Below are 15,848 nucleotides of genomic sequence, written 5' to 3' on the forward strand. Positions count from 1 at the left end.
AGCAATTATATATATTCATTTTTCAGTTAACAATAAAATCTGTGAAAAGTAGTATATATTTCTTAAAGGACTTATATAAAAAATGGCGAACATATATACTTATATTCTTTTGAAAAAGTACTTTTTGTGCATAATAAAAATATAGAAGTTCAAAGAGGGGGATAAACTTTGAGAATTTTACATACATCTGACTGGCATCTTGGAAAAAACTTAGAAGGCTTTAGCAGACTTGAGGAGCAGGAGCAGTTTCTTGAGGAGCTTATAGAAAAGATAGAAGAGAATAATATAGATTTGGTTATTATTGCAGGAGATATATATGATAATGGAAACCCTCCAGCAAGGGCGGAAAATTTATTTTACAATGCTCTTAAGAGAATAGCAAAGGGCGGAAAAAGAGCAGTGCTTGTAATAGCTGGAAACCATGACAATCCAGAGAGATTAGTAGCTGCAAGCCCACTTGCTTATGAGCATGGAGTAATATTACTAGGAACTCCAAAGAGCTGTGCTCTTACAGGCAGCTTCGGAGGTTTTGAGATAGTTGAGGCGGGAGAAGGCTATGTGGAAATAAGCATTGGAAATGAAAAGGCAGTAATAATTACACTAGCTTATCCTAGTGAGAAGAGATTAAATGAACTTTTAACTAAGGATTTAGAGGAAACTGAAAGAAGAAGAAGCTACTCAGAAAGAGTTGGAGAATTGTTTTCAAAGTTATCAGATAAATATAGAGAAGATACTATAAATCTAGCAGTATCCCATATATTTGTGGCGGGAGGAGAAACTACAGATTCTGAAAGACCAATTCAGCTTGGAGGCAGTCTTACTGTAGATGCAGAGGTGCTTCCCGAAAAAGCTCAATATATAGCACTAGGACACCTTCATAGGCCTCAAAGGGTTAAAGGTGCCAAAACTAAAGCTTATTATGCTGGTTCACCACTACAATACAGCAAGAGTGAAATTGGGTATAGCAAATGTGCATATATAGTGGAGGTTAAAGCAGAGGAAGAAGCAAAGGTAGAGGAATTATTTTTTAGAAACTACAAGCCTATAGAAGTGTGGAAGTGCAATGGAGTTGAAGAAGCCATTGAAAGGTGCAGGGAGAATAGCGAAAGAAATATATGGGTTTACCTTGAGATAAAAACTGATAATTATATAACCCAAGAGCAGATAAAGCAGATGAAGGAGCTAAAAAAGGATATTATAGAAATACACCCTGTAATAGAAGGTATGGAAGAATCTGCGGTAGACTACGAAAGCTTTAGAGAAAAGAGCATGGCAGAATTATTTAAGGAATTTTATTTGAAGGAAAGGAAAGTTGACCCAAGTAACGAGGTTATGGATTTATTCTTAAACATAGTAATGGAAGGAGAGGAAATGGATGAAGCCAAAGAGACTGAAAATTAAAGGGCTTAACAGCTTTATAGAGACTCAAGATATAGAGTTTGACAGGCTCACTGAAAAAGGACTATTTGGAATTTTTGGTCCTACTGGAAGTGGTAAGTCTACAATCCTTGATGCCATTACTATAGCACTATATGGAAAGATAGCAAGAGACTCAAGTGAGTTTATAAATACAGAATGTGATACTCTTTCTATAAGCTATGAATTCGAAATTGGGGATGGAAATAGCAGATGCTTTTATGTGGTAGATAGAAATATTAAAAGGGACAAGAATGGAAAGTATAAGACAACCCTAGCTAGACTTATGGATAGTAATGAGATTTTAGCTGAGGGGTCTAGGGAAGTTCAAGGAAAAATTGAAATGCTTATAGGACTTACCTGCGATGATTTTACCCGCTCAGTAGTGCTTCCTCAAGGAAAGTTCAGCGAATTCTTAAAGCTTACAGGCAGAGAGAGAAGAGACATGCTTGAGAGGATTTTTAGCCTTGAAAAGTATGGAAAGGGCCTTGGAGATAAGATAAAAAAGGTTAAAAATTCAAAGCTTAAAGAAATGGACATTTTAAGTGGAGAGCTGAAGCGCTATGATAATTTGTCAGAGGAGAGCTATGAGGAGGCTGTAAAGCAATTTAATGTGCTTACAGCAGAGCAAAGGCTTTTAAAGAGCAAAAAGGATGATTTGGATAAGCAATATGAAAGCTATAAGTCCATATGGGAACTACAACAAGAGCTTAAACAATATGAAGATAAAGAAATAGAACTAAAGCAGCAGCTGTCAGACATAGAACAGTGCAAGTTAACTTTGAAAAAGGCTCAGGCTGCAGAAAAGGTTAAGCCCTTTATTGAAGATGTGAAGGGAATAGAAGCTAAAATTAAAGAGAATGAAGAAAATATAAAGAATACCATTACTCAGTTAAATTTATCGAAAGAAAAATTAGCTGCTATAGAGACCTCTTATATGGAAGCATTGAATAACAAGGAAAAGCTTGTACCAGAACTTATTAAAAAAGAAGCAGAACTTCTGCAAGCTATTGAAATTCAAAAGAAAATAAAAGCTTTGGAGGAAGATAGAGATAAATTAGCTGAGGAGTACAAAGGCATTCATGAAAAGCTTAAAGAACTTTTGACTTTAATAAATAATACCAGTGAACTTAGGGAAAAGGATGCAGTTCTCTTAGAAGAACTTGAAAAGAAAATTGTAGCCTCGGCAGTAGAGCCAGAGTATAGAGAAAAGGTTCAAAAGGCAGCTATAAAAGAAGAAGAATATAATAATAGTTCTGAACAATTAAAGGATAAAGAGCAAAAGATTAAATTAAAGCTTGAGAGTATAGCATCCTTAGAGGCTTTACATAAAAAAGCACTAAGCTTGCAGGCTGCTAAAGAAAAAGAAATTAAAGACATAGAGCTTTTCAAAGGCAATCTAGAAAAAAATTGCCCAGGAGATAATGCTCTGCTGCTTAAAATGCAAAATGATATTTTAAGCTTTAGAGAAAAACTAAGTGAAGCAGAAAAAAATTATGAGAAGAACATTGAGCTAAAGGAAAAGTTGAATTTAGTGCTGGAAAAGAAGAGCTTAGTTCAAAAGCAGTTTGAGGACACCTCAAGACAGCTAGATGGAAAGCAAAAGCGTCTACAGGACTTAAGACTAAAACTTGAGGAGCATCAAAGGAATAATATTGCAAGTTCCTTATCTTCAGCATTAGAAGAAGGTAGTCCTTGCCCTGTATGCGGTTCAACACATCACCCTAATTTAGCGGTACAGGTAGAAGAAGCTAATATTAAAAAGCTTGCTGAAGATATTGATACTCTTATAAATGAGGTAGATAGACTGCAAAAGGAAAATAAGCAGTGGGAAATTGAACTAGCAGCTGTGCTTCCACAGGAAAATCAATTTACTGAAGAAATTAGTAGTGTAATTGAAAGGATTAAGGATATAAATATTGAAGAACTAAGAAGTGAAAAGATAGTAAAAGAGCAGTTGTTTAATGATATAAAGGCATCCATAGAAAAGTGGAATATGGAGGTTAAAAGCTGTGAAGAAAAACTCTCAGCACTTAAGGATGAAAAGTCAAAGCTAGATAGGGACGAGATTAAGTATAATGAGGCTCTAAATAGTGATAAAGCTGTAGTTGCAGAATTAAACAATGAGTATAATAATCTGAAAATAAAATTTGAAGCATTGAGTAGTGAATATGAAAAATTAAATGGGGAGCTTAAGCTTGATAATATAAAGCAAAAGCTTCAAGAATTAAGAACTCTTGAAATAGAAGGGAAGAAGCTTCAGCAAAGGGAAAAAGAAACACGCCAAAAGTTAAGCACTTATGATAAGCAAAAGGAGTCCTATACATTAGAAAAATCTAAACTGGATATTAAGCTTGCCGAAATATTAAACAGTGGTAAGGAAAAAAGGGCAAGTATAGACTTGCATAAGGAAGAAATAAAAAAGCTTTCTAATGATAAAGAACCTATTTCCTATTTATCTGAAGTAAGGGAGCAAATAGTAAAACTTAATGAGTTGGAAGCAAATATAAAAAAGCAGCTTGAGGTAGAAAAGGAAAAAGTTAAGCAACTTCAAGAAAAGAATATAAGTGAAAAGCAAGAGGAATTAACTCTAAAACAGCTTTATAAAGATCAAAGTGAAAAGTTAGCAATTTCCTTGAAGGAGAGTTCTTTTGAAAATATAGAAGAAGCACTAGATAATATGCTGGATAAGCAGTCTATGGAAAGTTTGGATAAAAAGATATCAGATTATGGGGAAAGTTATAATAAGGTTAAGCTTCAAATACAAAGCATCAAAGATAAGCTTCAAGGTAAGACAGTAGATCAGGAGCAGTGGGATAAGCTTAAGCTAGAAAGAACAGCTGCTGCTGAAGCATTAGATGAAATGCTTAAGGAAATAGCTAAATGTCAGCAGATTATTGAAGTTATGAAAAGCGAGCTTCAAAAGCTTAAAGGCCTTTTAGATAAGAAAAAGGAGCTTGAACATATAAGCAGTCTACTTGATGATTTGGATAAGCTTGTACAAGGAAATAAGTTTGTAGAATTTGTAGCGCTAAATCAGCTTAGATATATAACTATGGAAGCTTCAAAAAGGCTTAAAGATATAACAAGAGGGCGATATGCACTTGAACTGGACTCAGATGGAAACTTCACTATGAGAGATGATTTTAATGGAGGAGTTGTAAGACCTACTAATACCCTATCAGGAGGGGAAACCTTCCTAACTTCCTTGGCATTAGCTCTGTCCTTGTCCTCTCAAATTCAACTTAAAGGAAGTGCACCGCTTGAATTCTTCTTCCTAGATGAGGGCTTTGGTACCTTGGATAATGAGCTTTTAGAAATAGTAATGAGCTCTCTTGAAAGGCTGCACAGTGATAGATTAAGTGTGGGCATTATAAGCCACGTAGAAGAGCTAAAGAGCAGGGTGCCGGTAAAGCTTATTGTAGAACCAGCAGCTCCAGGGCAAGGCGGCAGTAAAATTAGGATAGATTATACTTAAAATATAAATTAAGAGAGGCTTTGGGCCTCTCTTTTAACTTAATAAAAGCATATATATTGGTATTATAAACATACTAGCTATTGTGGTTACAGCAACCATCATTGCCCCATACTTGTGGTCTGCACCATAAGCTTGAGTTATTATGGCTGTTTGAGTCATTATAGGAAGTCCTGCTTGAATAATAAATACATCCTTCATGAGCATAGGAGCAGATAAAAGGTGGCAGAACAAAAGTACGGACAGTGGTGAAATAACAAATCTACCTATAAGCACCACAAGCATTTCTAAATCAAATTTAATTTCTCTTAAATCAATAGAATATATTATTATTCCAATAAATAGCATTGACAGTGGAGTTGTCAGATTTCCAATGTATTTGCAAGTATCCATTATGAAAAGTGGAAGCTTTATGTTTAGCAATATTAAAATTATAGCTGCAATAAAACCCATTAGTGGAGGAGAAAATATTCTCTTTAATGTTTCTATGGAGAATAAACTTCCTTCAGTTGAACCTCCATCTTTTCTAATATTATAAACTCCTATTGTCCAAAACATAGTGGTGTTAGCAATATAGTAATATAAAACATAAGGAACACTATGATCTCCAAATAGTGCAAGATTTACAGGCAGTCCTATAAAAATTGTATTAGATAAAAAGAACATGCATTGAAAGGTTCCTCGCCTTTTAGCATCAACCTTCACAAGCTTAGATATAATTATACTTAGTGCATAGCATAATATCATTGAAGCAAAGGGAATAACAAGTCCAACCCCAGCTTGTTCAAGTTTTTCTTTTGTGAAGGTTGTCATTAGGTTGGAAATCATAAGAGCAGGCAGGGATATGTTAACTACCAGTTTAGAAAACAACCTAGAAGTACCTTCATCAAACCATTTTTTCCAGGATAATATATAACCTATAGCAATCATTAGAACTATAGTAAGTACACTTTGAAGTGCATTTAAAACAACCAATGAAAAGACCTCCTTTTTATACACCAAATATTATTATGCCATAAAATGCTTTGTAGTGTATAGATTAATAGTGTATTTATTGAGAAATTTATGTTTTGGGTATAATAATGTTAAGAATATGAAAATATTTAACTTTCAGGAAAATATTTGAAGGAGTTATGGAGAACTTAGAGAATTAGATACATAGATTATAATTGCAGGAGGGGTATTATGGATAAAACATGGAGCTTAAAGGAACTTTATAGTTCTTTTGAAGCAGAAGAATTTAAAAATGATATGGTTAAATGCAAGGAATATATAGAAGAGCATAAAGCTAAAATAATGGAAGCTTTAAAGACACATGATAATGAAGTAGGAGTTATTGAAAAGTATATTGAAAGTGAAATAAGGCTTTATAATATTTTTTCAAAGCTTTTGGAATTTGCTAGTTTAACCTTAAGTGTAGAGGCTAAGAATGAAAAGGCAATGTCCATAATGGAAAATTTAGAAAATAGTTTTACAGAGCTAACAGAAGTAGAAGTTAATTTTAAAAAGTGGCTTTACGAAATTAAAAATCTTAATGAATTAATTGAAGGATCAAAGCTTTTAAAAGAACATGAATTCTTTTTAAAGGAGCTATGGGAGAAAAATAGATATCTATTAAGTGAAGCAGAAGAGGTTGTTATTTCAAAGATGAAGAATACAGGTTCTGGAGCCTTTTCAAAGCTTCAAAATACACTTTCTTCAACCTTATTGGTGGATATAGAGTTAGATGGAGAAAAGAAACAGCTTCCATTGCCAGTAGTAAGGAATATGGCGCACAACAAGAATGCGGAAATAAGAAAGACAGCCTATGAGGCAGAGTTAAATTCCTACAAGAAGATTGAAGAATCCTCCGCAGCCTGCCTAAATGGAATTAAAGGTGAAGTTATTACAGTAAACAAGATGAGAGGTTATAATTCAGTATTAGAAGAAACCTTAATAAATTCTAGACTTGATGCAGAGAGCCTTGAGGCAATGTTTACAGCTATGAGAGAGAGCTTCCCTGCCTTTAGAAGGTTCTATTTAAAAAAGGCTGAGATACTTGGTCATAAAAACGGTCTGCCATTCTATGATTTATTTGCACCTTCAGGGGAAGCCCATATGAGCTATACCTATGAAGAAGCAAGAGAATTTATTGTAAAGAACTTTGGAACCTTCAGCAAAGCATTAGCTGACTTTGCAGATAATGCTTTTGAAAAAAGGTGGATAGATGCTGAGCCAAGAGAAGGGAAAAGAGGGGGAGCCTTTTGTTCCAATCTGCATTCAATAGGAGAGAGCAGAGTATTATGCAATTTTTCAGGCAGCTTTAGTGATGTAGTTACTATTGCCCATGAGCTTGGGCATGGTTATCATGGAAATTGCCTAAAGGATGAAAGTATTTTAAATAGTGATTACACTATGCCTATAGCTGAAACAGCTTCTATTTTCTGTGAAACTATCGTTAAAAATGCAGTACTAAAAACTGCCACTAAAGAACAAGCTTATTCAGTACTTGAAGAGAGTATTTCTGATGCAGGTCAGGTTATAGTAGATATTTACAGCAGATTTTTATTTGAGAGCGAGCTATTCAAAAGAAGGGAAAGCTCATCCCTTTCAGTAAAGGAATTAAAGGAAATAATGATTAATGCTCAAAAAGAAGCTTATGGAGAGGCACTAGATGAAAATTATCTACATCCTTACATGTGGATTAATAAACCTCACTATTACTATGCTGAGCGCAACTTTTATAACTTTCCATATGCTTTTGGACTTCTATTTTCTAAAGGACTATATGCTGAATACGTAAAAAGGGGCCAGGAATTTGTTAAAGATTATGATAAGCTATTAGCTATGACAGGCAAAATGAGCATTCCAGAGGTTACAGCTATGATGGGAATAGATATTCACAAGGTTGATTTTTGGAGATCTTCTCTAAAACTTATTGAAGAGGATATTGAAAAGTTTATCAGTTTGGTATAGATTTAAAGGTGAGCATACTAAACAATTAATAGTATCAAAATAAGTTGAAAGGATCTGAGTAATAATGATTAATTTAAATGAAGGTCTAAGTTTTCAGCAGTATTTAGAAAAAAATACACCTGAACAAAGGGAAGCTATGCTAAAAGCTTATGATAATACACAGCTTTCAGAAGAAGGTAAGAAATATATTCAAAGTATTGACAAACCATTAAATATGGTGGTGTATTCAGAAGGTTTTTGCCCTGATTGCGTGGTAACTCTTCCTTTTGTAAGAAGAATGGAAGAATTAAATCCAAATATAAAGATGTTCATATTTGGGCGTGAAGGCAATAAAGAAACCTTAGAAGAAATGGTTGGTACAGCAAGAATACCTACAGTATTATGCTTTACTGAAAACATGGAGCCAAAGGGAGCTTATATAGAGGTACCTGAGGATATAAAGGAAATGATGATGGGTTTAAGCCCAGATAAGCAAAAGGAAATAGTAATGGAATACAGAGCTGGTAAGTTTAATAGTTCTATTGAGAAAAATTTAATAAAGATACTTAAATAAATTAACATATAAGAGCAGGACTAAGTGTCCTGCTTTTTTTTAAACACACTTAAATTCCAAGCTGAATCAAGTTCAGCTAAAGTTACTTCATTGTAAATATCTTTAATCCCCTGACTATGAATCTTATTTATAAGCCAAGCCTCGTCCTTTTTTATATGGCTTAGATTTTCAGTGATTATACTTCCGTCCATAACCAGTGGAAGCGTAAGCTGCTCATTTTGAACCTTTATATTTAAATCCTTTAGTGTTACAGGTGTGTTCTCAGCCTTTGGAAAAACAGAGATGGTGCCTTGAGGTTCAAGAATAGCTGTATTTACTTCTGCCACATTGTCATAACCCTTTTCTCTTAGAAGTCCTTGAAGCTGGTTGAGGCTTATGCTGACTTTCTTCAGTGCATCCATATCTATTTCTCCGTTTTTTATAAGTACGGTAGCAGTATGCTCTAAAGCTGGTGTAAGTTTATTAACAAGAGCAAGCCTGGAGGTTAAGACCATTAATATAACCAATGCACCAGAGCCATAAACGGATTTAACAATTACCTTATCAACTAATGGTTCTGCAGCTACATTTGCAAGAATCATAATGGTAGCAATTTCATAGGCAGTCATTTCTGCTAAGGCTTTTTTACTCATAGCTCTAGTACAGAGATAAGTAAAAAAGTAAACTATTAAAACTCTCACACTGTAGGATAAAACATCAATCATAATTACACTCCTTTAAGGACCTGAAAAGGCTTTGGCTACAAGCTTAAGTGATTCTTTTAGAGCCCCCACATATTCAATAGCGCTGTCCTGCTTATTTTCTAATGTTACTTCCAGCTGACCAAAAACAGCTTCAAAATTTGTATATATTTCAGTGGCATTGTTCATTTGAATTATCTTTCTGTACTTATCATGGGTGGCTTTTAAACTTTTCATGTTCCTATCCGCTTGTTTCCAATTCTTATTCTTAATATTCTGTTCTAAGGTAGTCAAATCACTATTCATAGCTTTATATGGAAGTGCCTTTGCAAATACTATCCATAATAATGCAAAGCACACAACCCATATTATTGCTATAATATGTCTCATATCTACTTTGTCAAACATAATATCAGCTCCTAAGCTATTCTATACCGTACATGCCATGTTTTTCATTAGTTGAACTCTTTAGTGACACATATAAATTGTTTGATGAATCAAGCCCAGCATAGAAAACATCCGATATATTCATTATGCCTTGCTTTTTTAACTGTTCTTCTATCCACTGCACTGTAAACTTTGTATCATCAAGATTTTCATTCATCAGCTTTCCATCTATAATAATGTCCTTGCTCAAACCTTTATAATATGTTGTTATTTTCATATCTGAAGGAGTAAGAGGTTGTTTTTCAGACTTTGGAAGCACAGAGAGAATGCCATCAGTTTCTAATATTGCAAATTCAACTTCAGCTGCATTAAATACGCTTTTTTCTCTTAGCAGCATCATAAGTTCATTAATGGTTACTCGGCACTTTTTCATATTTTCTTCAACCATTTGACCTTGTGAAATAAGTACTACAGGCTCAGAGTTTAATACCTTTCTTGCATTAAAGCTTTTTATATGAAGGTAGGAAGAGGCTATAGCAAGCAGTGCAAAAATAATTAAAGCTGCTGCAGAATACGGAAAAGAATTTATGTCTCCCAAGGCAACTACACCTGTTATAGTGCCTGCTGTGATACCAACAGTAAAATCAAAGAAGGTCATTTGTGAAATAAGCTTTCTTCCCATGAGTCTTGTTAACAGTAAAAGTAACAAATACGCACCAATTGTTCTAAGAAATATATTAATAAAGGCAGTCCACATAGTTAATCTCCTCTCTGTAAACAATATTGCCATACTTATTTTCTTATTTTTAAAGATTTATATGCATAAAAAAACCCTGAAGCTAAATTCAGGGTTTTATAAGATGATGTTATGACTAAGTGGCGGTAAGATTTTTAAAATTTAGCATTATACTTTTAAATAAGTATTACCATCTAGAGGAATAAGAGCCTGTAGTGGAGGTGTTTTATCAGCAAGGCCTACAGCATAGAAAGTATAAATGCGATTAGGTCTAAGATGCTGATTTGGTACATAAAGTATTCTTTCATTACTAGAAGTAAGTCTTAGTTCAAAGGAATAGGTGCCAGGGTCAACTCGAATATAGTCAGCTACTTCCTTGTACTGTAGATTTTTAAATAATACCGTCCCATCACTAAGGGTTAAATTTACACTAGGGGTATTTGGTGATAAGTGAACAAATCTAATATAAACTTTACCAGGCTCAGTTGGAATTATTGGTTCTAATATAGGCTGCAGGCTGAGATTTGGAAGAGTTCCAATAGCTGCAATAGTGAATATGGCCTTAGCTGGTATTTCTAAATTGGTATCTATAACAGGATTTTGGGTTGTTCCAGCAGGATAAACCTTTATATTATAATTTCCATTACTAACAGGAAGATAAACTGAAAAGTCTTTATAGGATAATCTTCTAATTATTAATCTGTTGTTTAAGTAAATATCAACTGAAGGAGCACCTGGTGCTGCATGAAGCACTCTCACATAGGAAACTGGAGCAGCTTCTTCTCTGTAGAGTGATTTACAATAATTATAGTATGGGCAATAAAACATGAATATATGTCTCCTTAAAATATTACTTCATTTGTATTATATGAAACATATTTTAGTTGGTAACCATGAAAAAAATTATATCTATACAGCAGATATGTAAGAAATATATTCCATTCAATATTAGAATTAAATAGTGAGTAGAGGTATATACTAAATTCATGTGCTGATTTACTGCAAAGAAGACTATATTTTAGAGCTGCATGAAATTGGGAGGAGGCATGAATTTGAAAAAGTTTCAAAAAACTATTCTAATTTTGCTATTATATACACTTTTATTTTTTATAATTCCTATAAATGTTAAGGCTTCAAATTATAATTATAACGCTGCTAACAAATATGAAATAGTGATTGAGATAGGAGAAAAAAGGCTATTTCTTGTTGATAAGAATACTAAGCAGGTTATAAAAAGCTATAGTATAGCTTGTGGGAAGGTTGATACCCCTTCACCTCTTGGTACATGGACTATTATAAGCAAAGCAGAATGGAGCGGAGGCTTTGGTACAAGATGGCTTGGTTTAAATGTACCTTGGGGACTATATGGAATTCATGGTACTAATAGACCAGGTTCTATAAGCTCTGCTGCTTCTCATGGCTGCATAAGAATGTTCAATAATGATATAGAGGATCTATATAAATACGTAAATGTTGGAACCATAGTGGTTATTCAATGTGAACTCTATGGAGCCTATAATGGAGGCTACAGATATTTAAAACCTGGAGACAGAGGTGCTGATGTGTTAGAAGTTCAACGATTGTTAAAAGCTAAAGGGTACTATTCAGGTAGTATTGACGGTGTTTACGGGGATGGAATGAAAGCTGGTATTATTCAATTTAGAGAAGAAAATAACTTGGAAACAAGCCATGATATAGATTACAAGTTCTATAAGAAAATAGGAATGGATTTATTTGACTAATTTTATGAGGGTTGCATTTAGTTTTCTTTTGTGTTAAACTGTGCTTAATTTAATACGGTATATGAGTAACCTAGGGTAGAGGCGCTGTAATTAATAGTAGCTTTCAAGAGTGGGCACACTAAGAAGGAGAGCAAAAGGAGTTATGGCCGAAGAAATTTTACTTGGCAAAGGAGATTTCTGGCTTTGCATATAATATATGCAGGGCTGTCACTTAGATATTACGGATTAAAGTCTGTATAAGTGGAGAGCTACAAAGGTAACACTAGTTGCATAGTTTTTTATTAATGCAGCAAAGGTGTTCCTTTGCTGCATTTGTTTTTTTATATAGGTTTAATAATATTCATATAAGATTTCAAATGCCCTGCCTAAGGTCGTATTAATGCTAAATATTACTTATGAAAAGGGGAGATTGAAATGTCTGTAATTGTTCAAAAATATGGTGGGAGTTCTGTAGGAACCATAGAAAAGATTAAAAAGGTAGCACAGAGCGTTATAAAAAAGCATGAAGCAGGCAATAGCATGGTGGTAGTAGTATCAGCTATGGGTGATACTACTGATGAATTAATTGCACTTGCAAAGCAGGTAACAGATAACCCTGACAGAAGAGAACTGGATGCTCTTTTATCTACAGGTGAGATGATTTCATCTTCGCTACTGGCTATGGCGCTTAAAGCTATGGGACACGATGCCATCAGCTATTCAGCATATCAAATTGGAATTAAAACCTCAGGTCAATATGGGAAATCATTAATAGACGATATTGATGGAACTAAAATACGAGAAAGGCTACAAGAAGGGAAAATAGTAATAGTTGCTGGTTTCCAAGGAATAAATGATGAGGGTGATATTACAACACTTGGAAGAGGTGGTTCTGACACTACCGCTGTTGCTATAGCTGTAAAGCTAAATGGAAGCTGTGAAATATATACGGATGTAGACGGAATTTATAGCGTTGACCCTAGAAAATATAGTGCAGCAAAGAAGCTTAAAGAAATTGACTATGAGGAAATGCTGGAGCTAGCAAGTCTTGGAGCGCAAGTTATGCATTCTCGTTCCATAGAGCTTGGTCAAAAGTATAGTATTCCTATATACGTTGGATTAAGTAATAGTGATATAGAAGGAACTGTAATTAGGGAGGTAAAGAATATGAACATGGAAAGTAAACCAGTAACAGGACTTGCAACTAGTGATGAAGATGTGGCTATAACAGTACAAAATATTTCTAATGATATAAATGTTTTATCTAATTTATTTGAAGATGTAGCAAGCAAGAGAATAAATATTGATATGATAAGCCAGACTGCACCAGTGAATGGTACTGTAAATATATCTTTTACTATACCTAAAGATGATTTGAAGGAGTGCCTAGATATAGTAAGTCTGTACTCCGAAGGGAAAAATATAATAATTGATGAAGATATAACTAAATTTTCTATAGTGGGAATAGGTATGAAAACTACCTCTGGAGTTGCTGCTAAGATGTTTAAGCTCTTTAGCAGAAATGATATATTAGTTAAAATGATTACTACCTCAGAGATTAGGATAACCTGTGCAATTAGACAAGAGGATAAGCTTAAAGCCATTAATATTATGGCATCAGAGTTTGAACTATAAAATTCAGCTTTTAAGGTGGTGAAGGATATGGAGTTCTTTGGAACAACGGAAGTTATTAATAATAAGCTTTTTATAGGTGGGGTAAATACCGTGGATTTAGTAGCTCAATATGGTACTCCACTATATGTAATTGATGAAACATTAATAAGAAATAAGTGTAAGAGATATTTTAAAGGGTTTAAAGTAAATGAAATGGGAAATAGAGTTGCCTATGCAGGAAAGGCATTTCTTACAATAGCTATGTGTCAAATTATAAATGAAGAAGGCTTATGCCTGGATGTAGTATCAGGTGGAGAGTTATATACTGCAATTAAAAGTTCTTTTCCTTTGGAGAGAGTGTATTTTCATGGAAATAACAAGACACTTGATGAAATAGACATGGGAGTAAAATATGGAGTAGGTAGATTTGTAGTAGATAATTTTTATGAAATAGAGAGAATAAACGAAGTTGCAGAAAAACATAATAAGGTGCAGAGTATTCTACTTAGAATAACCCCAGGCATTGAAGCTCACACCCATGATTATATTAAAACAGGGCAGATAGATTCAAAGTTTGGATTTACTATCTTAAATGACAACGCTTTAGAGGCAGTACGTAAGGCAGCAGCACTTCCAAATATAAATTTAGTAGGACTTCACTGCCATATAGGTTCTCAGATTTTTGAACTTGAGCCCTATGAAGAAGCTGCAGATGTAATGCTTACATTAATGAGCAGCATAAAAAATAAATTGGGGATAGAGCTTGAAGAGCTAGACTTAGGTGGTGGCTTCGGTATTCATTATAGAATGGGTGATAAGCCTAGAAGTATAGAGGAATTTTGTGAAACTATAATAAGAAGGGCAGAATATAAAGCTTTTGAACTCAATATAAAGCTTCCAAGGCTGGTTATCGAACCAGGTAGATCTATTGTTGGAAAAGCTGGTACTACCCTTTACAGCATCGGCTCTATTAAGGACATTCCAGAAGTAAGAAAATATGTGGCTGTGGATGGCGGTATGACAGATAATATAAGGCCAGCGCTTTATAAGGCAGAATATGAATGTGTAATTGCTAATAGAGTTGAAAGCAGTTCCCATGAAAAGGTGACTATATCTGGTAAGTGCTGTGAATCTGGGGATATACTTTTAAGTGATGTGGATATTCCAAGTGTAGAAAGCGGCGATATACTAGCAGTGCTTTCAACAGGAGCTTATGGGTACTCCATGTCAAGCAATTATAATAAAATACCCAGAGCTGCTGTAGTATTAGTGGGAGATGGAAAATCAAGGCTTATATGCAAGAGACAGAGTTATGAAGATTTGATTTCTACAGAATTATCACTTTAAAGAGTTGTGACACGGGGACGTTTCGTTTGGCATACTAGTGTGCCAAGCGAAACGTCCCCGTGTCACGCCTAGCTTACTTTTTCTTCTTCAAGGATAAATTTGTTTATTACTTTTGCAACGCCGTCTTCTTCATTTGTGCATGTAACATAGTCAGCTATTAGTTTAACTTCAGGGAAGGCATTTCCCATTGCTACTCCAAGTCCAGCGTATTTTATCATATCAATATCATTACCTGCATCACCAATACAGATTACTTCTTTATGAGATATACCTAGGTTTTCTGCAAGTAAGCCTACACCAAAACCTTTATTGACCTTCTTATTTAAAAATTCCAAGAAATAAGGAGCGCTTCTAACAACTGTATACTTATCATATACTTCGGAAGGCAGCTGCTCAACTACCTTTGATAGATAATTAGCTTCATCAACGAACATTATCTTAACAACATTTGTATCTAAAGGTATTTTACTAAAATCAGCAACTTCTAGTGGTATTTCATTTATTGTAGCTTCTACCATAGAATATTCATTTATTTCAGTTGTTACGCATTTTGATTCAGTTAAAAAGTGTATGTGGACCTTTAACTTTTTGCTTAGTTCATATAAGTAATTTAGGTCTTCGATATTCATTGGATTATCTGCAATTATTTTACCATCCTTAGTTCTTTGCACTAGTGCGCCGTTATATGCTACAGCGTAATCACCAGCTTCAACTAGATTAAGTTCTTTAAGATATTTTTTTATTCCATTTATAGGTCGGCCGGTTGCCAGTACTACTTTAACGCCTTTTGCCTTTGCTCTTTGAATTGCTTTAAAATTAGCTTTTGAAATTGTTTTATCTTCGCTTAATAGAGTTCCATCCATATCTAAGGCAATTAATTTATACATATCGTAACCTCCATGACATTTTTAAAAAATTCCACTAAAAATATTATAACATTACTGTATAAAAAATAAATGGAAGT

Annotated in this window: 13 protein-coding genes and 1 riboswitch; of the genes, 7 read left to right on the plus strand and 6 right to left on the minus strand. The window is 34.2% G+C overall.

What is annotated here, in order from left to right; genetic code table 11:
* Window positions 1–168 precede the first annotated feature (168 nt).
* A complete protein-coding gene (locus bsdE14_RS14185; protein WP_264850623.1) occupies window positions 169–1,401 on the plus strand; it encodes an exonuclease SbcCD subunit D in 1,233 nt (410 codons plus the stop codon).
* The gene (locus tag bsdE14_RS14190) at window positions 1,376–4,894 is read left to right on the plus strand and encodes an AAA family ATPase (RefSeq protein ID WP_264850624.1); all 3,519 of its coding nucleotides are present in this window, start codon (window positions 1,376–1,378) and stop codon (window positions 4,892–4,894) included. The genes bsdE14_RS14185 and bsdE14_RS14190 overlap by 26 nt, the downstream gene beginning before the upstream one ends.
* Window positions 4,895–4,927: 33 nt before the next feature.
* Here the strand turns inward: bsdE14_RS14190 and bsdE14_RS14195 are convergent, their stop codons facing one another.
* Window positions 4,928–5,866, minus strand: a complete 939-nt coding sequence (locus bsdE14_RS14195) for an AEC family transporter (RefSeq protein WP_264850625.1) — start codon at window positions 5,864–5,866, stop codon at window positions 4,928–4,930.
* 210 nt (window positions 5,867–6,076) lie between these two features.
* Here bsdE14_RS14195 and bsdE14_RS14200 point away from each other — a divergent pair, with 210 nt between their 5' ends.
* Window positions 6,077–7,846, plus strand: a complete 1,770-nt coding sequence (locus bsdE14_RS14200) for a M3 family oligoendopeptidase (protein ID WP_264850626.1) — start codon at window positions 6,077–6,079, stop codon at window positions 7,844–7,846.
* Window positions 7,847–7,910: 64 nt separating this feature from the next.
* The gene (locus tag bsdE14_RS14205; RefSeq protein ID WP_264850627.1) at window positions 7,911–8,399 is read left to right on the plus strand and encodes a thioredoxin family protein; all 489 of its coding nucleotides are present in this window, start codon (window positions 7,911–7,913) and stop codon (window positions 8,397–8,399) included.
* A gap of 20 nt (window positions 8,400–8,419) precedes the next feature.
* Here the strand turns inward: bsdE14_RS14205 and bsdE14_RS14210 are convergent, their stop codons facing one another.
* The 4 genes from bsdE14_RS14210 to bsdE14_RS14225 all read right to left on the minus strand — a co-directional run bounded on the left by bsdE14_RS14210 (window position 8,420) and on the right by bsdE14_RS14225 (window position 11,030).
* Window positions 8,420–9,103, minus strand: coding sequence for a DUF421 domain-containing protein (locus tag bsdE14_RS14210; protein ID WP_264850628.1), 684 nt, complete (start codon window positions 9,101–9,103; stop codon window positions 8,420–8,422).
* Window positions 9,104–9,115: 12 nt separating this feature from the next.
* Window positions 9,116–9,487 carry a DUF4363 family protein gene (locus bsdE14_RS14215; RefSeq protein WP_264850629.1) on the minus strand — a complete coding sequence of 124 codons (372 nt, stop codon included), beginning with the start codon at window positions 9,485–9,487 and terminating at the stop codon, window positions 9,116–9,118.
* A 16-nt stretch (window positions 9,488–9,503) separates the two neighbouring features.
* Window positions 9,504–10,223 (minus strand): YetF domain-containing protein, encoded by a 720-nt coding sequence (locus bsdE14_RS14220; protein WP_264850630.1) that lies wholly within the window; start codon window positions 10,221–10,223, stop codon window positions 9,504–9,506.
* Window positions 10,224–10,370: 147 nt separating this feature from the next.
* Window positions 10,371–11,030 carry a DUF4397 domain-containing protein gene (locus tag bsdE14_RS14225; RefSeq protein ID WP_264850631.1) on the minus strand — a complete coding sequence of 220 codons (660 nt, stop codon included), beginning with the start codon at window positions 11,028–11,030 and terminating at the stop codon, window positions 10,371–10,373.
* A 218-nt stretch (window positions 11,031–11,248) separates the two neighbouring features.
* On the opposite strand from bsdE14_RS14225, the gene bsdE14_RS14230 reads away from it, so the two are divergent.
* From bsdE14_RS14230 to lysA, 3 genes are all read left to right on the plus strand, one after another.
* A complete protein-coding gene (locus bsdE14_RS14230) occupies window positions 11,249–11,944 on the plus strand; it encodes a L,D-transpeptidase family protein (protein WP_264850632.1) in 696 nt (231 codons plus the stop codon).
* Between the two features lie 68 nt (window positions 11,945–12,012).
* Window positions 12,013–12,203, plus strand: a riboswitch (Lysine riboswitch).
* Window positions 12,204–12,358: 155 nt separating this feature from the next.
* Window positions 12,359–13,558 carry an aspartate kinase gene (locus bsdE14_RS14235; RefSeq protein WP_264850633.1) on the plus strand — a complete coding sequence of 400 codons (1,200 nt, stop codon included), beginning with the start codon at window positions 12,359–12,361 and terminating at the stop codon, window positions 13,556–13,558.
* A gap of 27 nt (window positions 13,559–13,585) precedes the next feature.
* Window positions 13,586–14,884 (plus strand): diaminopimelate decarboxylase, encoded by a 1,299-nt coding sequence (gene lysA / locus bsdE14_RS14240; RefSeq protein ID WP_264850634.1) that lies wholly within the window; start codon window positions 13,586–13,588, stop codon window positions 14,882–14,884.
* A gap of 68 nt (window positions 14,885–14,952) precedes the next feature.
* Here lysA and yidA read toward each other — a convergent pair whose 3' ends face one another.
* Window positions 14,953–15,771 (minus strand): sugar-phosphatase, encoded by an 819-nt coding sequence (yidA, locus tag bsdE14_RS14245; RefSeq protein WP_264850635.1) that lies wholly within the window; start codon window positions 15,769–15,771, stop codon window positions 14,953–14,955.
* Window positions 15,772–15,848: the final 77 nt, after the last annotated feature.

Origin of the sequence: Clostridium omnivorum, from assembly GCF_026012015.1 — a bacterium.
GTDB lineage: Bacteria > Bacillota > Clostridia > Clostridiales > Clostridiaceae > Clostridium_AX > Clostridium_AX omnivorum.